Origin of the sequence: Capilliphycus salinus ALCB114379 (assembly GCF_047276495.1) — a bacterium.
In the GTDB taxonomy this organism is placed as follows: Bacteria; Cyanobacteriota; Cyanobacteriia; order Cyanobacteriales; family Microcoleaceae; genus Capilliphycus; species Capilliphycus salinus.
On record NZ_CP178543.1, the window covers coordinates 3,496,735 to 3,520,636 of the forward strand.

The 23,902-nt window shown below is 42.1% G+C and carries 23 protein-coding genes and 1 CRISPR repeat array; of the genes, 17 read left to right on the forward strand and 6 right to left on the reverse strand.

Annotated features, from left to right (window positions below; genetic code table 11):
* The first annotated feature begins 46 nt into the window (after positions 1-46).
* Positions 47-256: a hypothetical protein gene (locus ACL6C3_RS14510; protein ID WP_413167912.1), complete on the forward strand. Its 210-nt coding sequence runs from the start codon at positions 47-49 to the stop codon at positions 254-256.
* 9 nt (positions 257-265) lie between these two features.
* Here the strand turns inward: ACL6C3_RS14510 and ACL6C3_RS14515 are convergent, their stop codons facing one another.
* Positions 266-3,001 (reverse strand): filamentous hemagglutinin N-terminal domain-containing protein, encoded by a 2,736-nt coding sequence (locus ACL6C3_RS14515; RefSeq protein WP_413167913.1) that lies wholly within the window; start codon positions 2,999-3,001, stop codon positions 266-268.
* 105 nt (positions 3,002-3,106) lie between these two features.
* Positions 3,107-6,385: an Ig-like domain-containing protein gene (locus ACL6C3_RS14520; RefSeq protein WP_413167914.1), complete on the reverse strand. Its 3,279-nt coding sequence runs from the start codon at positions 6,383-6,385 to the stop codon at positions 3,107-3,109.
* A 557-nt stretch (positions 6,386-6,942) separates the two neighbouring features.
* Here ACL6C3_RS14520 and ACL6C3_RS14525 point away from each other — a divergent pair.
* Entirely contained in the window at positions 6,943-7,137 is a 195-nt protein-coding gene (locus ACL6C3_RS14525) for a hypothetical protein (RefSeq protein WP_413167915.1), read from the forward strand.
* Between the two features lie 105 nt (positions 7,138-7,242).
* Here the strand turns inward: ACL6C3_RS14525 and ACL6C3_RS14530 are convergent, their stop codons facing one another.
* Both ACL6C3_RS14530 and ACL6C3_RS14535 read right to left on the reverse strand, forming a co-directional pair.
* Positions 7,243-9,192 carry a CHASE2 domain-containing protein gene (locus ACL6C3_RS14530; RefSeq protein ID WP_413167916.1) on the reverse strand — a complete coding sequence of 650 codons (1,950 nt, stop codon included), beginning with the start codon at positions 9,190-9,192 and terminating at the stop codon, positions 7,243-7,245.
* Positions 9,193-9,216: 24 nt separating this feature from the next.
* The gene (locus ACL6C3_RS14535; protein ID WP_413167917.1) at positions 9,217-9,888 is read right to left on the reverse strand and encodes a response regulator; all 672 of its coding nucleotides are present in this window, start codon (positions 9,886-9,888) and stop codon (positions 9,217-9,219) included.
* Between the two features lie 508 nt (positions 9,889-10,396).
* On the opposite strand from ACL6C3_RS14535, the gene ACL6C3_RS14540 reads away from it, so the two are divergent.
* The 6 genes from ACL6C3_RS14540 to ACL6C3_RS14565 all read left to right on the forward strand — a co-directional run bounded on the left by ACL6C3_RS14540 (position 10,397) and on the right by ACL6C3_RS14565 (position 14,985).
* Positions 10,397-11,653 (forward strand): filamentous hemagglutinin N-terminal domain-containing protein, encoded by a 1,257-nt coding sequence (locus ACL6C3_RS14540; protein ID WP_413167918.1) that lies wholly within the window; start codon positions 10,397-10,399, stop codon positions 11,651-11,653.
* On the forward strand, positions 11,592-13,022 hold the full coding sequence (locus ACL6C3_RS14545) for a hypothetical protein (protein WP_413167919.1): 1,431 nt from the start codon (positions 11,592-11,594) through the stop codon (positions 13,020-13,022). Before ACL6C3_RS14540 ends, ACL6C3_RS14545 begins: the two co-directional genes overlap by 62 nt.
* 226 nt (positions 13,023-13,248) lie before the next feature.
* Entirely contained in the window at positions 13,249-13,644 is a 396-nt protein-coding gene (locus ACL6C3_RS14550; RefSeq protein ID WP_413167920.1) for a hypothetical protein, read from the forward strand.
* A gap of 273 nt (positions 13,645-13,917) precedes the next feature.
* Positions 13,918-14,676 carry a hypothetical protein gene (locus tag ACL6C3_RS14555; protein WP_413167921.1) on the forward strand — a complete coding sequence of 253 codons (759 nt, stop codon included), beginning with the start codon at positions 13,918-13,920 and terminating at the stop codon, positions 14,674-14,676.
* The gene (locus tag ACL6C3_RS14560; protein ID WP_413167923.1) at positions 14,654-14,881 is read left to right on the forward strand and encodes a recombinase family protein; all 228 of its coding nucleotides are present in this window, start codon (positions 14,654-14,656) and stop codon (positions 14,879-14,881) included. The genes ACL6C3_RS14555 and ACL6C3_RS14560 overlap by 23 nt, the downstream gene beginning before the upstream one ends.
* On the forward strand, positions 14,824-14,985 hold the full coding sequence (locus tag ACL6C3_RS14565; RefSeq protein WP_413167924.1) for a GTP-binding protein: 162 nt from the start codon (positions 14,824-14,826) through the stop codon (positions 14,983-14,985). Before ACL6C3_RS14560 ends, ACL6C3_RS14565 begins: the two co-directional genes overlap by 58 nt.
* Before the next feature lie 194 nt (positions 14,986-15,179).
* Here the strand turns inward: ACL6C3_RS14565 and ACL6C3_RS14570 are convergent, their stop codons facing one another.
* Entirely contained in the window at positions 15,180-15,494 is a 315-nt protein-coding gene (locus tag ACL6C3_RS14570; protein ID WP_413167925.1) for a hypothetical protein, read from the reverse strand.
* Between the two features lie 734 nt (positions 15,495-16,228).
* Here ACL6C3_RS14570 and ACL6C3_RS14575 point away from each other — a divergent pair.
* The 8 genes from ACL6C3_RS14575 to ACL6C3_RS14610 all read left to right on the forward strand — a co-directional run bounded on the left by ACL6C3_RS14575 (position 16,229) and on the right by ACL6C3_RS14610 (position 22,112).
* Positions 16,229-16,366, forward strand: coding sequence for a CRISPR-associated endonuclease Cas1 (locus ACL6C3_RS14575; protein ID WP_413167927.1), 138 nt, complete (start codon positions 16,229-16,231; stop codon positions 16,364-16,366).
* A gap of 4 nt (positions 16,367-16,370) precedes the next feature.
* Positions 16,371-16,532 carry a hypothetical protein gene (locus ACL6C3_RS14580; protein ID WP_413168330.1) on the forward strand — a complete coding sequence of 54 codons (162 nt, stop codon included), beginning with the start codon at positions 16,371-16,373 and terminating at the stop codon, positions 16,530-16,532.
* Positions 16,533-17,109: 577 nt separating this feature from the next.
* The gene (locus ACL6C3_RS14585; protein WP_413168331.1) at positions 17,110-17,949 is read left to right on the forward strand and encodes a Cas10/Cmr2 second palm domain-containing protein; all 840 of its coding nucleotides are present in this window, start codon (positions 17,110-17,112) and stop codon (positions 17,947-17,949) included.
* A gap of 25 nt (positions 17,950-17,974) precedes the next feature.
* A CRISPR array of direct repeats spans positions 17,975-18,454; the repeat unit is 36 nt; unit sequence CCCTACCGATTGGGTTAAATCGGATTAGTTGGAAAC.
* Between the two features lie 177 nt (positions 18,455-18,631).
* Positions 18,632-19,687, forward strand: a complete 1,056-nt coding sequence (locus tag ACL6C3_RS14590; protein ID WP_413167928.1) for an NYN domain-containing protein — start codon at positions 18,632-18,634, stop codon at positions 19,685-19,687.
* 148 nt (positions 19,688-19,835) lie between these two features.
* Positions 19,836-20,441: a type III-B CRISPR-associated protein Cas10/Cmr2 gene (locus ACL6C3_RS14595; RefSeq protein ID WP_413167929.1), complete on the forward strand. Its 606-nt coding sequence runs from the start codon at positions 19,836-19,838 to the stop codon at positions 20,439-20,441.
* A gap of 33 nt (positions 20,442-20,474) precedes the next feature.
* Positions 20,475-20,846 carry a hypothetical protein gene (locus tag ACL6C3_RS14600; RefSeq protein WP_413167931.1) on the forward strand — a complete coding sequence of 124 codons (372 nt, stop codon included), beginning with the start codon at positions 20,475-20,477 and terminating at the stop codon, positions 20,844-20,846.
* A gap of 30 nt (positions 20,847-20,876) precedes the next feature.
* Complete coding sequence (locus ACL6C3_RS14605) at positions 20,877-21,233, forward strand: Cas10/Cmr2 second palm domain-containing protein (protein WP_413167932.1); 357 nt, start codon at positions 20,877-20,879, stop codon at positions 21,231-21,233.
* A 48-nt stretch (positions 21,234-21,281) separates the two neighbouring features.
* Positions 21,282-22,112, forward strand: a complete 831-nt coding sequence (locus ACL6C3_RS14610; protein WP_413167933.1) for a hypothetical protein — start codon at positions 21,282-21,284, stop codon at positions 22,110-22,112.
* A 170-nt stretch (positions 22,113-22,282) separates the two neighbouring features.
* Here ACL6C3_RS14610 and ACL6C3_RS14615 read toward each other — a convergent pair whose 3' ends face one another.
* Entirely contained in the window at positions 22,283-22,417 is a 135-nt protein-coding gene (locus tag ACL6C3_RS14615) for a hypothetical protein (protein WP_413167934.1), read from the reverse strand.
* 527 nt (positions 22,418-22,944) lie between these two features.
* On the opposite strand from ACL6C3_RS14615, the gene ACL6C3_RS14620 reads away from it, so the two are divergent.
* Positions 22,945-23,871 (forward strand): ATP-binding protein, encoded by a 927-nt coding sequence (locus ACL6C3_RS14620; protein ID WP_413167935.1) that lies wholly within the window; start codon positions 22,945-22,947, stop codon positions 23,869-23,871.
* The last annotated feature ends 31 nt before the right edge of the window (positions 23,872-23,902 follow it).

The window sequence follows — 23,902 nt, forward strand, 5'->3', positions numbered from 1 at the left end:
TATTCTTTTCTTTTTAATCCTAGTCTTCGGATCTGGGATTTTGTTTATGGAAGTTCCGTTAAAACAATTCGGCTCTGTACGCTTCTCAGTTGGCAAAAAGTTTAGGATAATTTTCGCAGAGGAGTTTCATTTTGAACGTTTGATGATTGGCGATCGCACTGAGGCGGCTAACTTTTTGACCGATATGGGATTTTCAACAATTTGTATAAACGGTAGCTTTGTAGGAGAAAGTAGTCCGAGATGGAGAGGGGAATAATAAAAAGATTCAAAGTTCACATTGAGTTGAACGTTGTCGCTGACGTTGAACTCCGGTTTGGGTGGGATCATAACTAACAAGAATGACCTCTCCTTTCTCGTTGCGTATCCATCCTCTAGCCGGAACAATATCTAAACTAGAAACGGGTTGATTATAATTTGTAGAAGTATTTGACTGTACTCTACTTTTCTGAGATGGCGTATCATTGCGACGGGAATCAACTTCAGGGGGTAACTCTATCAAGGAAACAAAAGTTTCTTCGCTGCGTACAGTTTCTTGGGGACTGGGAGGTAAACCGCCTCGACCTGTAATTACAAATTCACTATCAGCACCCTGTTTACAGGGATCTTGAGCAATCAATACCGCCGGATCAACAACGGTTTGAGGCAGGTCAACTAACCCCTGTGTGGGGTCAATTTCATTGTTTAATTCAACCGTTCCGCTAAATTCTGCACCCAGTTCAGAGGTTGCGGTAATATCACTGGCTGAAGTTTGTTGAGTACGGAATTGGGTTCCAAAAATGGCATCTACATTAATAATAACTTGACCGCCCAACCCCGCTTGAGCATTGGCTGAAATATCGCTATTTTCAATCGCAACCAACTGATTACTATTAATCGTAATATTTCCGCCCGTACCCGTTTCTAAGGAATTTGTTGTAATTTTACTCCCCCGACGCAGTAGAATATCGGGCGAATTTATGGTAATATTTCCTTGAGTTCCCAATCGGGTTTCTGCCTGGAGATTGCCATGATCAAGACGAATCGAATTCGCTTCAACGGTTAAATTACCCGCCTCTCCCGTTCCCGTCGAACTCACATTAACTTCTCCGCCATTGCCAACGGTTAAATTCGGCGTAAAAATATTTAAACTTCCGGCTTCTCCCGTTCCTTCTGCTAAGGTAAATAAGCGGCTATTTTCAAGATTTGAACCAATCCTATCTGTACCCGTAATTTCTACAGAATCAGAAGCATTTACGGTTAGCGTTCCACCCGAACCTCGTTCATTCTCTATCGGATTGCTTCCTAATAGAGAACCCGCTCCAATTTGCCCCCCATCTCGAATCACTAACCGAGAAACATTTAAGTTAACATTACTTCCGCCACCCGTCCCAAAATTATCAGCAGAGATTCTCGCCCCATTTTCAACAATTAATTCGGGAGTATTGATAATTAATTCTCCAGCATCGGCAGTCGTAATAATTAAATTACCCGATTCATCTTGAAATGCAGGCTCGGCCGAAACAAAAATCCCGCTTCTTTGATTTTGCTGCGGTTCTGAAACAGGTGCAGTTCCGCTCAAAATTACCGCATTATTAGCATTAATTGTTAAAATTCCAGCCCGTCCAATATTCCGAGCCGTTGTGCTAATTTGTCCGCCCTCACTTACAATTAATTGATTCGTATTAATCGTTAAATTACCCCCATTTCCAGTACCTCCCTCATCCACCTGAGCATATAAACCGCTGGCAGAACGACCATCTACCGTAGAACCAATAACCTCTACTTCCGAAGCATTTATAAATAAATCACCCGCACGACCAAAACCCAACGTATCGGTTGAAACCTGCGCCCCATTCCGAATCGTTAAACGGTTGGTTTCAAGGATAATATTACCTCCATTTCCCGTCGCTCCCGCTTCCACTCGGGCAAACAAACCACTGGGGCTTTGTCTGTCAGGTGCTTCTCCAACGAGGTCAATTGACTCCGTTGCTGCGATCGCCAAGTTTCCCGCTTGACCAAAACCCAAGGTTGTAACGGAAATTTGCGCCCCGTTGGTGAGTGTTAACCGTCTTGTTTCAATGGAAATTGTTCCGCCCCGACCCGTTGCATTGGGACGCACCTCAGCAAATAAGCCACTTTGTTGTTCGGTAATCGTTATAGAATCAGAAGCAACGATGAAAATATCTCCACCAATTCCCTCACCCGAAGTAGAGGAAATAATTGCAGAATCACCCGTTAAATTCACCTGTCTACCTTGAATTTGAATCTTTCCGCCTTGCTCTCCACTGGTATTTATTGTGGCTAAAGCAGACAAACGAATCTCTTGAAAATTTTGAACTTCATTGTAGTTTAGAGCAAATCCTTCCGACTCAGAACTAATGCCAATAAAGTTATTTCCGGCTACGCTCCCCAACTCAATTCGTCCTTCTGAAGCCGTTAATTTTCCACCTTCTAAACGGACATCTCCACCCACCAAAGCTAAGGTTTGTTCGGATGCAACTTGTAAACCCGGAGACTGAGAACGATTGACAATAGATCCGGGATTTTCGCGAAATCTTAAGCCGATAGGAATGTTAATGATTAATAGCGGTGGACTGTTGGGGTTTGTTGCTCGAAATTCTGTTCCGTTCGCAAAAACAACACGGTCTGCACTGGTCGCAAAAAACGAACCGCCAATATCAAGAGAGGCATTTTCACCAAATATAATTCCATTGGGGTTAATCAGAAATAAATTAGCAACACCGTTAGCTTTGAGAATCCCATTAATCTCAGAAATTGAACTCCCGGTAACGCGAGAAAAAATATTCTGAATGTCAACAGCGTTATTAAAAAAAGCCGTTTCACCCGTTGGCACAGAAAACCGTTCAAAACTGTGAAATAGAGTATTTCCTCTTCTCGTTCCCCCGTCAATTTGTCGGATATTCCCTTGGGGAGTTACAGCGGAGTTTTCAGGTAGAGTGTTATCTGGAATAATTTGTGCAGAAACGGGTATGGAAGCCAGTGAAACACTCAATAAGCTCACTTTAGATAGCCCCAGATAGAATCCCCTAATCAAGTTTTGAAACATCATATCATAAAAAAATTGAACATTGACTAGAAAAAAATATCACTTGAATATCAATCTAATTTAATCTTCAGGATTAACAAAGCTTTCACCGTTAGAACGTGCTTCATCGAGGGTCAATTCTCCTAAAATTACTTGGATTGCATCGTTCTCCTTCAAAGCAAAGCTAAGTAAATCCTCCTCGATAATGCTTTCTAGAGAGTTGGTTGCTAAATTAATCTTATCAGATTGCTCTAAGGAATCATCGGTAAATACAGATTCTTCTAGTTCTAGGTCTGGAAACTCATTGGTGAACAAAAACAGTTTTTGTTCTTCTAGGACAGTTTCTGTTCCAGTTTCTAGGAATTCATAAACGATAATTTCTCCTGGGAATGAGTCGTCAATTTCAGTGTCATCGGGTAGTTCTAATTCAGTGATGATATCATCTCGTTCAATTAATTTGCTGACCCTCAAATCTACAACTGGGGTAATTTCTGTTTCTACCTCTACTCCTGTAAAGATAGGCTCTCCTTCGTCGTTAAAACTCAGAGTAGTACCTTCTTCAAAAAGTTCTGTCTCACGATTAAAGTTAATCCTTGGAGTAGAATCATATTCATCAGCAGCAAGCTGAATACCATTGTTATTATTGTAAGTAATAAAGTCTTGAATGGCTTCTGGGAATAAACTTCTGGTATCACTATCATCTTGATCGTCAATAGTTTGATAGTTATCTCCGTTATTGGTGAGTAAGAATGTTGTTAATACAGTTGTTTCATCATCTCTTTGAGAATAAGTTTGTTCTTCAGGTGGCGGAAGTTCTGCTTCTTCCAACATAATAAATTCTAACGAATTATTTGCATTACGATATAACTCTTCTCTCTTGTTTTCTACATCGTCTTTACTTATAATATTCTCGTCATTAAATAAAAATCGAAGAGTAAAACTAGACTTTTCCTCAGTATGGAGTAGTAAGTTTTGCTTAATAATATATTCTAGAGAGTTAGTTGCCAGATTGTAGTTAATGGGTTTGTTAGGTAAATCAGTATTGGGAAAGTCTGTGGACAAAACGAGTTCTTCTACAACCTTATCAGTTCCGCTTTCAAGAAATTCATAAACGATAATTTCTTTCTTAAAGGAGTCCTCAAGTTTAACAATAGGATTTGCTTGAGCATCAGTTAGATCAAGTTCGTTAATTATATCATTTTTTTCAACTAATCTAACTCTCAAATCTAAATCTACTGGAGTAATATCTTCGATGTCTATATTTAGTCCTGTAAAAATAGGCACTCCCTCTTTCTCATCAAAACTAAGAGTAGCATATTTGTCTCCAGATAGTATGTTACCATCATTATCAAAATTTAGGATTTGTGTTTCTTTCTTAAAATTGATTCTACCCCGATCATCAGAATAATCAAAACTACGACTCCCAAGCGTTATAACTGTGCTAAGACCACCATCTCCCATCGTCTCGTAAGCGATAAAGTTTTGAATTGCTTCCGGGAATAAACCTATTATGTCACTATCATTTTGGTCGTTAATAATTTCATCGTTATTTCCGACATTGGTGATAAAGAATGTTCTGAATACTTGTGCCTGATCTTCACTTCTATGAGAGTAACCGTTTCGGTGTCTGGTCTGTTCTACTGGTGGTTCTTCTACATTAATCGTAACGGTTGCAATATTATTGGAGTCAGATTTACCATCATTAGCAACGTAGGTGAAAGTGTGTTCTCCCCAGAACTCGGGATTGGGTTTGTCATAACTAAATGAACCATCGGGATTAAGGGTTACAAAACCAGTATTGATAGATTGATTAACTAATATTGCTGTTAAAACATCTCCATCTAAATCCGTATCATTATTGAGAACACTGGGAACAGAATTAACAGAAATTGGAGAATCAAAAGGAGTAGTGTAGCTGTCGTTATTGGCTACTGGTAGTGTATTCGGTGGTAGTTCTGGGTCGGGTGTTGGTGTTGGAGTAATTGGGTCGGGTGTTGGTGTTGGGGTAATTACAACAGGTGTTGGTGTTGGGGTAATTGGGTCGGGTGTCGGAGTTGGAGTAATGACAACAGGTGTCGGAGTTGGAGTAACTGGGTCGGGTGTCGGAGTTGGAGTAATTACAACAGGTGTTGGTGTTGGAGTAACTGGGTCGGGTGTCGGAGTTGGAGTAACTGGGTCGGGTGTCGGAGTTGGAGTAACTGGGTCGGGTGTCGGAGTTGGAGTAACTGGGTCGGGTGTCGGAGTTGGAGTAATTACAACAGGTGTTGGTGTTGGAGTAACTGGGTCGGGTGTCGGAGTTGGAGTAATTACAACAGGTGTTGGTGTTGGGGTAACTGGGTCGGGTGTCGGAGTTGGAGTAACTACAGGGTCGGGTGTCGGAGTTGGAGTAACTACAGGGTCGGGTGTTGGAGTTGGAGTAATGACAACAGGTGTCGGAGTTGGAGTAACTACAGGGTCGGGTGTCGGAGTTGGAGTAACTACAGGGTCGGGTGTCGGAGTTGGAGTAACTACAGGGTCGGGTGTTGGAGTTGGAGTAACTACAGGGTCGGGTGAGAGAACAGCTTCAGGAAACTGTGGTTCTTCAATTTGACGAGGAATTACTTCTTCAGTTTGAGGAGGTTCCACTACATTTGAACTTTCAAGAAATTGGCTAACATTTGCATTTTGAACAAAAGCAATCAAATCGTTATTCTGACTGGAAATTGCAACTCCAAACCCCAATTCATTTAGGACGGTTTCCGTATAAATAACTTGATTATTACCAACATTAATTTGATCTTCTACAACATTAAAGTCCGTAATGAGGGCAAAATCGTTATTTCCAAAACCGATATAATACAACCGAGATTCATCCCCGAGAACAAATATATCCTGTTCCGAACCGCCAGTTAAAGTATCGATTTCATCTATTCCCGGATTAACAGCATCAACATCAACTCCCCACAAAATATCATTACCGCGATCGCCAAATACTCGATCATTTCCAATACCGCCAATTACCGTATCGTTGGCTTGTCCGCCATACCTTTGATCGTTACCCGCACCCCCCCGTAATAGATCATCTCCCAGATTTCCAAAGACTTGATCCTCACCTTCACCATCCTCGATTATATCAGCTTCTTTCCCCCCAAACAACCAATCCTCTCCACTGTCTCCGAATAAAAGATCGAGGTTCTGATTGCCGAATAAAGTATCATTACCTTCATTACCATTTATAGTATCATTACCCTCAAAGCCAAACAGAGAATCGCCCCCACTAGAACCGGAGATTCTATCATTCCCCGTTAGTGCAAAAATTACATCGGCTTCACCCGTTCCGAGTAGATTATCATTACCTGGTGTTCCGTTAATCTCGATCATATTAATCTCCAGATGGTTTTAATAACTGTTAACTTGGATTGGCTTTTGTCGGGTTAAATAACCGGAATTAATAAAATAATGATTTGAAACCTTAGTCAATTTACAGTAGATTGGTAGCGGAGAACTTAGAGAATATTACCCCGCTTAAATTCACCTAAACCTTACCAATTCGTTAGCAAGACGTCAACAAACTTTACACAAATTTAAAATATAAATTAAAGTTTATATCCTAAAATTTTCGACCCCCAAATTATCAAATTTTGTAACAGGAGTCGTTTTCTGCACTCAAACAGAACTTTCTGCCGCAACTCAGCAAGTATCATAACAGGGAAAAACAGGGATGTCACCCAAGAATTAAAACGCTTGCAACTTGAGGCAAGACCCCCCAAATAGTCTCGGTAAGCTTGAATTAAATCAAACTGTTCTGTTTCAATTCCAATGGGTTGAGGGAATTGATTAATCGCCTCGGAAACAACAATCACCGCATGAAGACAAATTGAGCGAACTCACTGGTTTAAAAAATTTTACCTGTTGAAAGTCAAGAGTATCAAAAAGAATTGGATTCTGCGCTCGATACTATTGATTCTTTAAAATTGGCAGAACTGCAAAATTATTTTGGGAACGATTGTGTTTTTGAAGTTTTTGATAAAGAACGGATTGATAACTTGGAGAGCGAAGATACTGCCGTTTTTAGTTCGATTATTTTTGAAGATCGCACCGCAATTGTCGCGAGCCTTCCCAATTTTAAATAAGCCTCAGCAAGATACTAGCCCATCGTTTAGTTTTCGACCTAGCCAAAAGTATAGGTGACTTCTCCCCTACCCAGAGTTAATACCTCGGTTCAAAACTCCCAAACCCTAATCCGCCGATATAAAACTCTTAAAAATCTGGGTTTTCAGCAGATGTTTGAGCGGGAAAAGAGTCCAATTTCTCTCCGCAATAAACCACGTTAACTCGCACAACGTTCCTTTCTTTCCAAGGGACTTTCGCCGAAAAGTTCCCCTTAATTTTCTCGCTATATTTAGACAATGTTTGGTTCCTCGCCCCTCAGAAGCGGAACGAATTCCAACCCCGTTATCTTTAATACTTAAAGTATACCAACCCTCATTTTCTTTGCCGGTAGCCGTAAGACGGGTTACGCCTTTTCCGTGCTTTCCGACATTGCAAAGCCCTTCTTCAAGAAATTGACAGAGTTCTCGTTTTTGTTCGATGCTTAAATATTTATCCTCAATGGGATCGAAGGAGTAAGCTTTAATTTTGAGGGTGGAAAAACAGGGAAAATTGCGCTGGAGTGTGTGGCTGTAAACTTTATAAAAAAGGTCGCGAATGGGTTGGTTTAGGTCTAGGATTAAACCGCTACCGAGGCGAAGACTTTCTTTCTGATTTAGGGCTTCTAGTTTTAAATATTCGCCGATTTCTCGAATTTCATGGTTCAGATTTTTGAGATTTTCGAGCAACTGTTCTTGTTCTATATCTTCATCTTGAACCCGTCTGAGAATATTGGCGAGTGTTTGCAGGGGTCCGTTGTGAATGACAACAAATGTCCGTTCGATGGTATGTTGGCGTATTTCAATTTGAGATCTCAAAAATCGGTCGTATTGATAAAAAGCGCTGAGAATTGCACCGTTAATGACTAAAATAAGCATTGCGGGCGCTACGGGAATCCACCATCCTCTGACGATAAAAACATAACCAATTCCAACTAAAGTCAGGTTGGCAATGGCAACATACAAAAGGTTTTTTAAGGGAGATTGAGTTAGCCGACCCAGATAAATTGCTAAAACCCCCCAAGCGATAATCCAAAGATATTCCCAACCCGATGACCAGGTTTTTAATACGGGTCGTCCGTCAAGAACGGCGCTGACAATTTGGCTGGTAACGTGGGCGTGAAATTCTACTCCATAAATTTTACCTGGCGGTTGCAAGTCGGCGATCGCAAAAGTGTTGATAAAATCTTTAATACTGGCGGCAGTTATCCCAATTAAAACGATGCGATTATAGAAAATTTCGTGCAGTATTTTGGGGTTGCTTTTGGCGGCTTCAATCTGTTTGAGGGATAGGGTGGGGAATCGTTTTTTACCGTTGCGATAATTGAGGAGTAGCTGCACCCCAAAATCCTCGGCGTTTACATAGCCCCCAGAATTAGAAAAAAAGCGGGGAAGTTCCTGAGAACCCAACCGCATCGCATCGCGATCGCGAACCCCATTTTTTAAATTTATGCCTTCGGTTTTTAAGTAAAGTTTTGCCAAGCGCAAAGGCAGGGAAAAAGCATATTTTTCAGGATCTTCCGGGCGTTTTGTTCCCAATATTGCCCGCCTAACTTTGCCGTCCGGATCGGAAATAACATCTGCAAAACCGATTTTTTCTGGGGGTAAACTGGGGGGAGGAGCGATAGAAACAGGTAAGACTTTTTCAACTGCGATAATATTTTCGATGTCTTTCAAAGCCGCAACCCGTTCGGTATAACCGGGTTCAACCGGGAGATCTCGAACAATATCAAGACCGATCGCTCTGGGTTGGTACTCGTGCAATGTTCTCAGCAGTTGTGCAATAATTTGATCGGGTATGGGGTAGGTTCCCAAATTTTGAATATCCTCCTCATCAATTCCCACAATAACAACTCGTTCGTCAACCGGTTCGGGAGGGCGCAGGCGAAGAAAAGAGTCGAGAGTTGCCCATTCTATTAATTGCAGCGATCCCGTTAAACGAACGAAAATAATTAGCGCGATCGCAACAATTCCGGGCAGTAATCCGACCGACCCCATCGTAAAATCTTTTCTAATTTTGTTCCAAATATTAAACAGCAACAGTTTGTTCCTTAATTGTATTTATTAATCAATAAATCCTTCTTCTCTGGCCCGTTTCTCCGTTTGAATGCGGAGACTTTTTCCCTCTTCCGGGTAAACGCCCAAAACGTCTTGAACTTTTGTCCAGTAGTGGCGTACCGTTCTTAAAGATACGTTCATGCGATCGGCAATAATTTTATCTTCTAACCCTTCTTCAAAGGCGAAATTAAGTACATCCAGCCACTCGGGTTTAACTTCTCCTGAGGGCATTTTTAGGTCTTTGGTATGGGTAACGCCTTTGAGCGCCAAATCAATTCGGGTCAGCATTTCCTGGCTAGAAAGCGCTTTGTCGGCTGCGGTAAATCCCCCTTCGTGAGCATCAATATCCGGTTTGATCCGCACCAACGCCTTAACATAACTGCTTTGCACCACCAAATTAAGCAAAGGATAATTTTTCATTAACGTTCTCAGGCTTTGAATTCCCCGATTAATTTCGGCGGTGTCCTCGGAAGTTTCGGGTAGGGAAAGATCCATAATAACTAAATTGGGCTGAAATGCTTCAACTTTCTCAAGTGCATTTTGGGTTGTTTTTGCGGTTAGGATTTCAGCTTGTCGATAGTGTCGTTTGAGTAAGTCGAGGGTTCCATTGAGGATTAATTCGTGGTCATCTACCACCAGTATTTTGAGCGTTTCTTGATCGGGGGAATTTTGGCTCATTGTTGAAACCTCGGAGTTGAGAACATGATTGTATTTTATGGCATAGAGTAAGGCGGGATAAAAATTAAGGTGAAGTCATTAGCAGATTAAAAGATAGCTGCCAAATCTTGTGAGTTTGAGCCGATTCTATTAGGAAAATGAACAAATTATTAATTTAAACGATAAAAATCTTTTAACTGTCTTAAGATATTAAAGATTGACTGGGTAAGTCGTTACCCGCCCGTGACAATTTGATTGCACAAGTGTGCAATGGGGCTTGCAGAGTAGGGTGATGAAGTGGGTAGAGAAGGTTAAAGATTTCCCATTGTTCAAGGTTTTAGTATACAAATAAAATCGGCGGCCGTTGCGCCCCAAGAATTTTTACAGTATTTTTTCTTTATACTGAACAGGTTTGGGCGTTAAAACCCAAGCGTTCACAATGATGACCAGACGAAAAATCGCCCCGGTATTGGATTTTCAAACCAACAAATAGCCTAAACTCCAGTACCAAAATCCTCTTAACAAGATTATGGAAAAACGTCTTGATCGGTTTGCGATCGCCAGCAGCACCGTTGTCACCTACCTGATAACCGTTGGCTCCGTTAGCGCCCAAATCGTCCCGGATCATACGCTTCCGGTCAACTCCAGGGTAACACCCGGATGCACAACCTGTACAATCGAGGGGGGGACCGTCCGGGGTAGCAACCTGTTCCACAGCTTTAGGGAGTTTTCTGTACCCGTAGGGGGCGAGGCGTTTTTCAACAATCCCCCGGAAATTGAAAATATCTTCAGCCGGGTGACGGGTTCCAATCTCTCCTATATTAACGGATGGATTCGCGCCAACGGCACCGCCAACCTGTTTCTACTCAATCCCAACGGAATAATTTTTGGCCCCAATGCCCAGTTAGACATTCAAGGATCGTTTTTGGCCTCCACAGCCAACAGTTTCACCTTTGCCGATGGTAGCGAATTTGGCGCCACCAATCCTCAAGGGCCCCCTCTGCTGACGATTAGCGTACCTTTCGGTTTACAATACGGGAACAATCCGGGGAACATTGAAGTGCGAGGCTCCCATCTACAGGTGAATCCGGGTAAGACCTTGGCGCTGGTTGGCGGTGATCTCAGCATAGACGGCGGACAGCTTCAAGCCGACGGCGGTCAGATCCAGTTGGGAGGAGTAACCGGAGAAGGAACCGTTGGGTCGGTTGCCAATAGTTACGAACCGAGTTTAAACTTTCCGTTGGCTGATGACCTGCCGCTTTCGGATGTATCGCTCCACAATGGCACTAAAATCAATGTCAGCGCCAACGGCGATGGGAAGATCGCGATCGACGCCCGAAACCTAACAATGGCCGGAGAAAGTCGGCTTCAGGCCGGATCTTCCGGGTTGGAGTCGTCCAACAGCAACCCCGGAGACATAGAAATTAATGCCACAGAAGCAATAAACCTCACCGAAAGCAGTTCGATCGAGAATTTGGTCTTTTCCGAAGCAATGGGCAAAGGAGGCGATATCAACATCAGAACCCGTTCGCTGTCGCTATCGGGCGGCGCCAACGTTGTAGCCCATACCTTCGGACGGGGAAATGCCGGCAACGTCACCATTAACGCCAGCGGTGCCATTTCTTTGGATGGCGCTTCGACTGGCATCGGCAGCCAAGTCTTTGAAAATGCGGTGGGCAACGGGGGCAACATTACCATCACCACAGGCACGCTATCGTTATCCGATGGCGCCACCTTGCCCCGCCAATACCTTCGGGCGGGGAAATGCCGGCAATGTCACCATTAACGCCAGCGGTGCCATTTCTTTGGATGGTGCTTCCACCGGCATCGGCAGCCAAGTCTTTGAAAACGCGGTGGGCAATGGGGGCAACATTACCATCACCACAGGCACGCTATCGTTATCGGGCGGCGCCACCTTGGTAGCCAATACCTCCGGGCGGGGAAATGCCGGCAATGTCACCATTAACGCCAGCGATGCCGTTTCCTTGGATGGGGTGGGGACTGGCACGCAAGTCACGGGTATCGGCAGCCAAACGTTAGCCGGTGGCGTCGGCAATGGGGGCAACATCGAGATAACCGCCGAGTCCCTTTTGATGACCAATGGCGCCCGATTGATTTCCGCCACCTCTGGACAAGGAAACGGGGGCAACGTGAATATAGTTGTTCGCGATACCGTTTCTTTTGACGGGGTGGGTAGCAACGGACAAAATAGCGGAGTATTCAGCAGTGTGGAGTCCGGCGGCGCCGGCGAAGGGGGCGACATCCGCGTGAGCGCCAACACCCTCAACCTCAGCAATGAAGCCGTTTTAGATGCCCAAACCGAGACTAGCTTTAAAGCCGGTGAAATTCTCATCAACGCCGCCCAGTCTGTAAACTTAAATCAGGCTAGTTTACTCGCCCTGTCTACAGACCAATCTGCAACGGCCGGGGATGCCGGAAACATTACCATTAATACCGGAGAACTGACCGCCAGAAATGGCAGGTTTGCAACCTCCTCCGAACAATCTTCTGGAGGAAATATTAACATCACCGCTGACCAGATTCGCCTGTTTGACGATAGTGGCATCACCACCAATGTTAACCAAGGTGCGGGAGATGGCGGCAATATCAACCTGAAAGCCGACTCTATCCTCGCTTTCGATAACAGCGATATTCTCGCCTTTGCTAACGATGGTCAAGGGGGAGATATCACTCTCGACAGCCCCGCATTCTTTGGTCAAAACTATAGTCCGGTATCTCGCAACAGAAACACCGATTCTCTCGACAATAATAACCGAGTAGACGTTAATGCCACCGGCGTCGTTAGTGGAGTGATCGTCATATCCGATACTACCTTTATTCAAAATAGCCTCGCCGATCTACCCGAAAATCAGATAGACACCGACATCCTGCTGGCTAATAGTTGCATTGTCCGCCGCGATCAACCCAGGGGTAGCTTTATGATTACGGGTACCGGGGGTTTACCGCAGCGTCCCGGAAATATGCAGATGTCTACCTTTTCGACGGTGGATGTGGAAACTCTACCCGATGACGACAAGCCCTCAACGGCCAATCCTCGGCGTTCTTGGCAGGTTGGCGATCCGATTGTAGAACCGCAAGGACTTTATCGACTACCCAATGGAAAAGTTGTGTTGAGTCGTGAGTGTCCCGAGTAGTTCGGTGTCAAAGTTGGAGTGGTTGGTCTTGCACTTCTGTGCAATGGTAATCACGTTATTCTGCCATTAGTTTGTACCAGATTTGCCATCAATCGTGCAGAAAAGGTAATTGTATCACTGAGTCTGTTTCTTTATCTTGCTAGTTAGATAGTTAGAAGAAAGCCCCCTGAACATTTATTTCTTCTCATCAAATATCTGGGTCAACTGAAAGATAGGGAAATTTAAAATGAATATTGGAAAGGTTCAGATTGGTTTTTTGAGAACTCTTTTTCCCGGTGGACAAGTAGAAATTCGCGCCTTGCCTTCATGGGATGGAGTCTCTATTGGCGCGGCAAAATCAGGCGATCAAGTTTTAATATCAGAGACCGAACGCGCCGCCGATAGCGGACAAATCTGGTACTATGTACTCCATGAAAAGTCCGGATTAAAAGGTTGGATTCCGGCTAACAAAGTATTTGTGTTAAAGACAATGAATCCGGAAAATTCGGCAAATTTGCACGGTGAAAATCAAGAAACGAGTATTCATCGGCCAGATCGTCTCGAATCAATTCAAACTTTTAAGAAAAGTCAGTCCTTAATATTTGGCTTGAACTTTATGCCCAAATATCACCGGCATAAATAAAAATTAACAACCCCCAAAAGGCGAACAAAATTCCGAAAAATGGAGGGGAAGAAATCCGGGGTATAAATTGGCAGCATTCTTTCCGAATGACCGCTGAAAAGCCGTTGAAAAATTGGGAAGTTAATCATGGTAATGAACAGATTATTAGATGGGCAGAGTTACTCCGCATCCCCCTTTCAGGTTGGAGTTACCCGAAGACAAATAGCTTTTTTGTGGTTGTTCTCTCATTATTTTAAAAAAAGTTTTGCTTCGGTTTTTTGGTTGTGTACGGCGATGGTACTCATAACTCAGTATATTTCTCGGGTATCGCTTCCCAACGACGGTCAAGTTGTCACCGTTCAATCTTCAAACCCGTCCAATGGTCAGACATTAAATGATCCTAATATTTTTTGGCTCAACGGTGTGGTAAGTCTCTTTGAAGAACGAACGATATCCCAAGAATTGGCTGCTAGATTTTATCATCCAGTTCAGCTAATTCGTAACGGCTCTTTATGTCAGGCTGATGATGGAAATTGCTACAAAGAAGTTGATTATATCAAGGCTTTTGTTAACCGTTTCGGCAATCAGTTGATCGGCCGGGGAAATGAATCGATTATTGAGGCAACCAAGGAAGTATTGCGGAAAAATTTGAGTGGTAATTTGTCTAAAATTCAGTTAGTTACCTACAGCGAAGGAGGGTTGATAGCTCACGCAGCAGTTGGAGATCTTTACCGGGAAGGAAATCCTCATCTGTCCAAAATTACTGTAATTCTTATGGGAACTCCACTTCATCATAAGAAAATTACCGAATTAGAAGCAATGGTAGGAAAAGTTTTGATTCTCAATAATCCTCGCGATCCCGTGACCTGTTTCCAAAACGATATCTTAGCTTGGTCTAGCTGGTTTGGTGAGCATCCTCACGTCAAACAATGTCTTATTAATAGCGATGTAAGACAACATACAATTGAGCTTTATATGGAGAAACTTGTATCGATGTCATGGTATTTTCGAGTATGCCAATACCCGGAACTTGGGTTCTCTCAAATTTGTTGAAGATGCGACTTCTGGAAGGATTAAATGGCAGTCCAGAGCAGTGGGAAAATTATTAACTCAAACGGCGCAAGCGGGAGATGTGGTGATTTTTGCAGAAATCAGTCGGATGGCCCGTTCAACCTTGCAAGTCAGTGATGAAATTTTTAGGTGTGGAAGTTCGTACTCACCTTCCCAATCGCAAAGATTGTACTCTCGGGAATTGTAGGCAGTGGGAAAACCACGTTATTATTGCAAGTTCAACGGGAATTAAAGCAAGAGAGTAAAGTGGTAGTTTCCCGTTCGATCTCTGTAGATATTAATAATGGATAATGGATAATTATTTTTCGGTAATTATCAATATAATGATAGCCAATTCTCAAAAACCTACGGTCAAGTCTTCCAGGATTTGATTTCTCTCAAGTTAAAACAAAGTAGACTAGAGTTGCACGGATATTTTTTTCTCTATAGTTGGGCTAATGCACTTGGAAGCTATTACAAAATGCCAACCAATTAAAAGCAGTTGCTCATAGTGACGTTGGAACAATTACCCCAAGTTGAACCAGAACTAAGGCTATTCCCATTGTTGCTAAGAGTCCAGGAATTGCAGCTAATATAAAGTAAAAGTTGGTTTTTATTGCCAGTCCGATGGCACCCAACCAATCCAGACCCTCGAAAAATAGCGGTGCGATGAAAATTGGAATGAAGAACAATCCCATTAGCGCAGCGCAAATTATCCCTCTCCAAAACCATACAGATGATTTGAAAACCCAGAGGTAAGTTTTCCAGACAATTAACCCTGTAATGAGCAACGGTAAGACACTAAGAATTAGTTCAACCATGATTAGTTACTCGAATGATACAAGTGGATTCTGTTCCTGGTTCAACAATAAACTGAAAAACCTTCGATAGCTACGGGAGAATTACGGAACTTTGATAATTTAAAAAGCAGCAAAAACTGGTGATTTCTCCGTATAATTACCGAACCCATTGCCCGACCCCCGATAGGCTAGGGTTTTGATTTAATTGTTGAATAAATAATCACTCATTGTCGAAGAAATCATTTTTCGTCGAAGGCATTCAACCCCTCAACTCGGACTCAACCGGAAACTCAGTAATTTCACGGAGAGCGGTAAACGTTTTGATGGGGAAAAACTTTCAAAATATCCGTAGTTTCCCCGTAGCCATTTAAGGTTGTTTGGGTTTATATTAAAAACAAGATGAAAAACAAACCATCTGGGTTGCCACCAACAGTCCGCTTAAACCTTAAATAGTATAAGTAGTTTTATACCTTACTCATGCTCTCTCTGTGATTCGCTCTAATCTCCTTAAGTTGCAGTAACGCTCAAGCCCTAGCCTCATCGGTTTAGGGTTTTTTTATGATTCACTGCGTTTGAAAAAATCTGAATATCCCTAATATAAATGCCTTTCAAGAGGGTGTAATCTAAAAGAACGAGGTTATTCTATTCTGTAGAAAGAGTAAAAGCAATCGCCAATCGATTTTGGGATTATGGGAAGTAAAGCCGAGAGCCGTGTAAAATCGGACACGATGTAAAGTTTTGTAAATGTTAATTATGTGTTGTGGAATCACATCTACAGTTTGATTGAATTGCAGGGACTCGACCCCTACGGAGGGTGTTTGCATCAAGCAAGCGAACGCCATCCCGCTTTGGCTTCCGATTTGATTGAAGAACTGGAGCGCACCCATTGTTGATTCTTTGGTTCTGTATTTAATTAATCGAAAAATAGTTAATGCTGAAACCGATTTTGAATATCGCAATGGTGGCTGTTATCTCAACAATTGGGAACGATGTTCAGAATGCGCTTTTAAAGGAATGGCAACAAGTTTTAAAGATTTGTCGAGAATGGATAGAAGATAACTTGGGTATTCCTAAAGAGCAATATTATTGGTCACAACCCGAAGACCAAATCGGCAAAAATAAAGGCGAATGGGAACGTTGGGGAAGTCATACTTGGGAGGTTTTTTGGGGATCTGGTGACTCGGTAAAAAGCGCAATGGATGATTTAGAAACTCGCAAGTTAAAACGAGATTGGACGGGGATTAATTGGGTTGTTGAAAGTTCGAGTTTAACCGGAACCGATGCGATCGCATGGCATCAGTTAGGTAAAAAAGAACAAGAACCGGGACGCTTGCTAAATACTAATGAGCAACAAGAATTAAAACGGTTTTATTATCGTCTGGCTTGGGTTTTAGATGAGCCTTACACTCGAAATTATAAAGTTAGAGATTCGATTCCTTCTGATGAAAAATTGGAAGAATATTTTCAACAAGAAACCAGCGGTAAATTTATTGCTCCGGGGGAGCGGTTAAGCATTCCAGAATTGGTTAAACGGTTGGTGACTTTACCCAAATTGGCTAAAGATATTGGTATGGAAACCCTGGATGAAGGTTTTAAAGATATCAACCGCGAAGCAGGATATTGGACGGGTTGGTTTATGGGTGATGGTGACAAAATAGGAGATAAACTCCAAGAATTGGCTCGTCGTCATCAGGATAACCCAGAACTTCGCGATCGCGAACTGAAACGATTTACTGAGTTAATGAGGAATTGGGGAAAAGATTTTCAGGCAAAAAAAGACTTGTTTCCTGCGGGTAAAGGGCGTGTAGTTTATGCGGGTGGCGATGACTTTTTAGGTGTTCTTTATAGCGAGGAAAGTAGCACAGAAAAAGAACCCGAAAAAATTAAACCCTTTGAAGCGTTTGATTGGTTATTAAACCTACAGAACCAATGGAAAGACCTGCAAAAAACCATTGAAAATGAATTGGGTTTCAAGAATGATGGCAAGCATGATAACCGCTTTACCTTTAGTGTTGGTTTTGTTTGGGCGGGTCATCAAGTTCCCCAACGGGATATTTTACAGCATTGTCGGGAGGCGGAAAAAAGAGCTAAGAATTTAAATCGCGATCGCGTAACAATTCGAGTCGTATTTAATAGCGGTCAATTTGTGCAGTGGACTTGTCCCAGGAATGATTTGGATCTTTTAACTAAATATCGCGATCGCGATGGCAAAACTTGGGGAGAAAATCCCAACTGGAACCACATTTATAACGATTGGGCGCAATTAAAAGCCCGCCATGCGATTCGATTACAAAATATAGGAGAAGAAGTCGAAAATGACATTTCAACAGATATTGCTATTGCCTTATTTAACTTATACTTCGACCACGCAGGAGACACCTATAAAAAAGAACGAAAATGGGCTAATTTTGTTGGAGATAATACCAACTTAAAAATTATCAATTGGCTTGACAACCTGATTCAAGTAACGATTTAATTCTCATACCGGAAGAATTTTTTCCCCCTACCGATTGGGTTAAATCGGATTAGTTGGAAACTTTAATATTTTTCAAACATTCATCCAACTGCGAAACCAACCCTACCGATTGGGTTAAATCGGATTAGTTGGAAACGAAATGCTGGTGTTGAAGGACAAGGATCGTATTCTGAACTCCCTACCGATTGGGTTAAATCGGATTAGTTGGAAACAGATGATGTGTGATAACAATCACGTATTTCATCATCTCCCTACCGATTGGGTTAAATCGGATTAGTTGGAAACGTTCTGATTTATGTTCGATATCGACATCAATACAAAACCCTACCGATTGGGTTAAATCGGATTAGTTGGAAACGATAGATTTCTTAGACATATTCAAACCTGATTCGTCCCTACCGATTGGGTTAAATCGGATTAGTTGGAAACTTTACAATCGTAACTGTACCAAAATAATGGACAATAGAGTCCCTACCGATTGGGTTAAATCGGATTAGTTGGAATATGTAGTGTTATCAATCCCCATGTTTTGATATGGGGTTTTTTATTGACAGAGCGATCGTATCACCCGGATCGCTAATGGAAAGATCCCTTTCCAGCCGGGTGTATAAATAGATTATGTAAACCGAAAGGAAAAATCACTCAGCCTATGAACCCAAATCTTAGCTAAAGGCATCCGTTTATGAAGACAAATCGGCGAGTATTAATTCTCGCAGATAGCGACAACACCTTTCTCAGCGCCCAGAGTTTCAATCGAAAGGTTAATTGGCTACAAATCCGAGACTATTTAGCCAATACCGACGAAGGTAGAGAATTAATCGAAATGGTAATTTATGTGGGCTTACCCCCGGCAAGGGAGCGATTTATTGAGCAGCGTAAAACCAAAGAAAAATTCATCTATTGGGCAAAAAGTAACGGGTTTTTAGTCGTTCCCAAAGAAGGCAAAGCCAAAGGTGAAGATTTTGAAACCAATATCGATATTGTCATGGCAATGGATGCGGTTGAACTCGCCTTAGAAATCCGTCCAGACATCGTGGTTCTCGTCACCGGAGATTCGGACTTTGCCTATCTTGCGGAAAAACTCAGAAGACGAGGAATTCGAGTTGAAGTCGCATCTGTAGAGCAATCTCCGTTGTACAAAGTAGAGTATGTTAAGCAGTTCATTGAGAAAATTTATCCCACCCATTCAGAAATTCAGACCGTTCCAAGTTCAATTGAAAAAGCTTTAACTTTAGTCGATGGTATGGCATCAGATTTGATTGTTGTCGCCACAGATAACCACCATTCCCGACAAATTGCCCAAGAACTCGCCCTTCAGTCCATGCGACCCTTGATGTCTCTAGGAACTCATATTGAAATAAAATTTAATCGCCTTCCTCGAATGTATTGTCGCGTAACCGTTCCACCCTTGGGAGGCGGTTGGTGCTTGATGTGCGGTAACATTATTAACCTACACAGAGCCGCTTTGGAGTCTGCACCCCAAGAAATTGAGCATCTGGCGACTCAGGGAGGTTATCTAGAGACAATTCCTGACCCGTCTGTCTTTTGGTTAAATAGTATCTGTGCTAGCACCGGGGTTGGTGTGATTCAGGGAATGCTCAGTGGCTTAATGAATATCAATCTAGGGTTAGACTGGATTTATGAGTTTCCTCACTCCAAATGGTACAAAACCGATACACAGAGTTTAAGTAATCCAGACTGCTACTTCTGCGGCTCACTAAGCGAGGTTGTCTCCTAAAATTTAAGAAACTCTGTGGAAGTCCCCCTTTCCATACCATGTCATAATAGAACCATTACCAATGGGGAGAAATTGAATCCACTTTCGGTTCAATCAGAGGAATTACACCCATTGACAAAAAAGTAAATGATCCATCTTACATTTAATAATGAATGAGCCAGTTTACACCGTTATTACCTTTGCTCCGGTGCAGGGGTTTATCGAAAAATCCCGCAAACTACGAGATTTGTATGGGAGTTCATATATTTTATCTTTTCTGTCCTGGGTAATTTGCCAAGCCGCAGAGAAACAAAAGCTTGAGGTCGTTTCCCCTGCACTCCCCAATATTACTCAAGGAATGCCCAATCAAATTATCCTCAAGGGTAATACTTCTCGGGAAAATTTACAATTAATTCAACATCAATTTTATCAAGCGTGGCGACTCCTGACTGAAAGTTGTCAAGATTGGATAGAAAACAATATTAGAACTTGGATAGACTCGAAAAAAGAAACCCATCTTTGGAACTATAGCATTTGGAAAAGAGATTGGGAACTGTGGAAAAATCATGCTTGGGAATATTTCGATGCTTCGGGAAAACCGGGCGAAAGTATTACTCAAGTTCGAGAGCGAATAAACCAAATTAAGGCTTCACGAGATTGGACTGGAATTAATTGGCAGGGAGAAAGTTCTACCCTTTCTGGTACGGATGCGATCGCCTATCCAGACTTAGGACGAATTGCCGATCCTCGCCGCTACAATTATCAGGAAGAATAACAAAAAATCAGAGCATTTTATGAAAAACTTAGCTTGGTTATCGGAGAATATTTCATTGATATTCGAGAGCAATTGAGTATTCCGGAGTTGATCAAACGCTTGATTACGCACGAACATATTGCCAACCGACTCAAGAGCCAACTCTCCCAACTTGAAATAGAGGATCGCTCCGATCAAATTACTCAAATTGCCCAAGAATTAAATCCGGCATCTTTCAAAGACTTAAACCGATTAAAAGATTCGGAGGACGAGCAAAAATACTGGACGGCGTGGTTTTTAGGAGATGGTGATGGGGCGGCAAAGTATTTTAAAAAAGTTGGCAAAAAAGGGATTTTAGAGGAGGAAAAAGGAACTTATAGTTTTAGTCAAGAAATGCGGGAATGGGGAAAGCAATTGCGAGAATAGCAAGAAAAATATTTACAGAAAAAAGGGCGGATGATTTATGCGGGCGGAGATGACTTTTTGGGGGTTCTTTACAACACAGAAAAACAAATTTCGCCCGGAGAATGTCTCCAATGGTTTTGTAAATTCAAGTCTCAAGTTTGGCATCAACCAGAACGTAAAAGAATTACGCCCAGTGTGGGGTTTGTTTGGGCGGGTCCGCAAGTTCCCCAGCGGGATGTTTTGCAACATTGTCATCTGGCAGAAAAATCAGCAAAGAGAACGGGACGCGATCGCATTGCCTTTCGGATTTTATTCAACAGTGGCAATCACTTAGAATGGGTGTGTCCCTGGTGGATGTTAGTCGGAAAGAATATCAGCAAGAATCTATCAATCCTCAACAATTTTTAGAGAACAGTAAGTTTTCTGAACAGAGTAAAGAATTATACTTTGGAGGTCTTGAATCAATTGGTTAAGGATGTGGAGAAAACTATTAACAGACTATTTGGGTGTACGAAGGAACCCGGTACGTTACAGATTTATTGGAAGTCAAAGTTTATCGATAATAGTCAAACTATTGGAAAAGAAAATACACCCATTTATGAGACCAAGGGAACCCTTGATCTCACGGTAGAGAATCCAGGTCAGAACAATCAAAACCAAATACACAAACAAAACAAGAAAGATCAGAAGTTCATGCAGAGTGTTCTTGAATTTGCCTTCATTATGGCGGGTTTTGGCAAATCATGGCGTCGAGTTTGGCATCAAGACTTTTTCCCAAAATATAAGACACGGGCGATTGGTTGTCACTGGGAATGGTTGGATAGTGATCTCGAAAAGCCTGCTATTCAAAGTTCTGATCACTTGAAAAAATTTCTAGATAACTTACGGCAAAAAATACAGTCTTATTTAGGTGTAGAAGGAAATAATCACTTACTCTGGAAAGAGGCTTGGAATCCACAACGCCTAACTGTTTATAGTCAAGTTGTTGATCAATCAAGAGCAATTCAACTCTTTCACGATCATAAATTTAAGACGACACCTGCTATCGGAGGACGACAACCTAACGATGAAAGACCTAAATTTTTTAGCTGTGTTTGGCATCGAATGTTACCAATTGGAGAACATCAATATCTAGAGATCATCACTTTATTTTACGGAAAAGATCTACAAGAGCAATGGACACGTAAAGAAAATGGGAAACTCGAAAATCAATTCCCGTTATTTATTGAAGCACTTAGAAAAAGAGAATTTCAATATACTTGGGGTATTGATGCGTCTAAAATCTAAATCTTTATCGGTAAATTATGATAAATATGCTTAGAGAAGCAGAAGCATCCTTCGGTACAGTCATAAAATAATTAGCGATTGCGTGCGCTTACACATTTCACCCATATCGGGTTAAGAAGTATAAAAAAACTTTGGGGACTTCAACCCCAAAGCCTATATTAATATCAGTGTTAATTCCTGGTCTTAAGAGGCGTGAGCTTGTAAGCAATCTTAATTTCCATCAAGGGATGTTCTTCACTCAACTGACTAATATATTGCAAACGGCGAGAACGAGTTGCACCTGCTAACACTACACCCACTGTCATAGATTTTGTTCCTCCTGTAAAATCCGCAATAATATCTGACTTTTCTAAACCATAGTTATTTTGTTCGTCTGTATATAGCAATCAGATTTTATTTGTAAATTCAGGAATTAGAGGTCGCAATTTCAGATGATAAACTCGCAAAAAAAAATGTCTGAAATCCTTGGTTTTCATTCTTGTTTAATAAAAATTGAGATCGTGCATCTCTGAAACCTTAAATTTCAGGTTTTGTAAGTCGCGATGTCCTATTTTTCAGGTATTGATGAGTCGCTTTTTGTTATTTCATAAATTAATTGTCGCTATGCTCAGAAAATTGATGTCGCGGTAGGTCAGTATAGACTTTCAGGAATTACTTGTCGCAAAATCTAATCCTTCAGAAATTATTGGTCGCACTTAGCAGATGGCCCATAATACTTCTTCTCCTGACTGGATTTTTGATTGAATGCGTTGCTTGCTTCTTTTAATTGGCGTAGAATGAATCTTTAGCCAATAATATAAAAAAAATCTTCAATTATTGATTTAAGGAGCGTTTGTTTGGCTTTCTGTTTGGGGGAGAAGATTTAGAACGGGGGAATTTGGGTTTTTTGGTTTCTGGTATCACCGAACGACTCGCCCGACTTGCGGAAGATAGCGATCGCCACGATAAACAATCTCACTGTAAATTCGGCTCGGATCTGATACTGGATGAGTCCTACGGTGACGATGAAAAATACCGCATTGAAAGCTTTCGAGATTTAATTAAATTCCTCGAATATCAACTCATTGAACAGGAAGATAAAGGCTGGCTCGGACGCAATGCTTCGGCAACGGCAGAAGCCTTAATTCGTCGCCTCTGGGGAATTGTCGGAGACATCGAACATTTAATTCGCGGAAACTTAACCCCCGCAGAAATTGCCAAATATCAGATCGATCCCTTGGATATTTCCTGCCAGCTTTCGATAGTTGATCTCAACAAATTGAGCGGCAAAGCACAGAAATTTGTGGTGGGTGTGCTTCTGCAAAAACTCTTTACAGAAAAAGAGAAACGGGGACAAAATCCCATTGTTTTTATTGTTCTCGACGAACTCAACAAATATGCTCCCCGCGAGGGCAAAAGTCCGATTAAAAGCCTGTTAGTTGAAATTGCCGAGCGGGGGCGTTCTTTGGGAATTATTCTAATTGCCGCCCAACAAACCGCCTCGGAAGTTGAACGCCGCGTTGTCGGACAGGCTGCTATTCGTGTTGTTGGGCGGCTTGATTCTGCCGAAGCCGAACGCCCGGAATACAACTTTTTAACCGGGGCTTGTCGCAAGCGATCGCTGCTTCTAAAGTCCGGCAGTATGTTCATTCATCAACCGGAAGTTCCCACCCCTTTATTGGTCAATTTTCCCTTTCCCGCCTATGCAACCCGCAAAACTGAAGCCGCCCGGACTCAAGCCGAAATAGACCGACTTGAAGCCGATCTCGACCGCTTTTAAACGATTATTCTCACGGTAATTTTTTGGAGTT

Excerpts from the sequence above, each read along its gene's own strand:
- ACL6C3_RS14510 (WP_413167912.1), top strand. The coding sequence starts at position 47 with ATGGAAGTTCCGTTAAAACAATTCGGCTCTGTACGCTTCTCAGTTGGC.
- ACL6C3_RS14520 (WP_413167914.1), bottom strand. The coding sequence starts at position 6,385 with ATGATCGAGATTAACGGAACACCAGGTAATGATAATCTACTCGGAACG.
- ACL6C3_RS14535 (WP_413167917.1), bottom strand. The coding sequence starts at position 9,888 with ATGAGCCAAAATTCCCCCGATCAAGAAACGCTCAAAATACTGGTGGTA.
- ACL6C3_RS14540 (WP_413167918.1), top strand. The coding sequence starts at position 10,397 with ATGGAAAAACGTCTTGATCGGTTTGCGATCGCCAGCAGCACCGTTGTC.
- ACL6C3_RS14545 (WP_413167919.1), top strand. The coding sequence starts at position 11,592 with ATGGCGCCACCTTGCCCCGCCAATACCTTCGGGCGGGGAAATGCCGGC.
- ACL6C3_RS14550 (WP_413167920.1), top strand. The coding sequence starts at position 13,249 with ATGAATATTGGAAAGGTTCAGATTGGTTTTTTGAGAACTCTTTTTCCC.
- ACL6C3_RS14555 (WP_413167921.1), top strand. The coding sequence starts at position 13,918 with ATGGTACTCATAACTCAGTATATTTCTCGGGTATCGCTTCCCAACGAC.
- ACL6C3_RS14570 (WP_413167925.1), bottom strand. The coding sequence starts at position 15,494 with ATGGTTGAACTAATTCTTAGTGTCTTACCGTTGCTCATTACAGGGTTA.
- ACL6C3_RS14585 (WP_413168331.1), top strand. The coding sequence starts at position 17,110 with ATGGGTGATGGTGACAAAATAGGAGATAAACTCCAAGAATTGGCTCGT.
- ACL6C3_RS14590 (WP_413167928.1), top strand. The coding sequence starts at position 18,632 with ATGAAGACAAATCGGCGAGTATTAATTCTCGCAGATAGCGACAACACC.
- ACL6C3_RS14595 (WP_413167929.1), top strand. The coding sequence starts at position 19,836 with ATGAATGAGCCAGTTTACACCGTTATTACCTTTGCTCCGGTGCAGGGG.
- ACL6C3_RS14605 (WP_413167932.1), top strand. The coding sequence starts at position 20,877 with ATGATTTATGCGGGCGGAGATGACTTTTTGGGGGTTCTTTACAACACA.
- ACL6C3_RS14615 (WP_413167934.1), bottom strand. The coding sequence starts at position 22,417 with ATGACAGTGGGTGTAGTGTTAGCAGGTGCAACTCGTTCTCGCCGTTTG.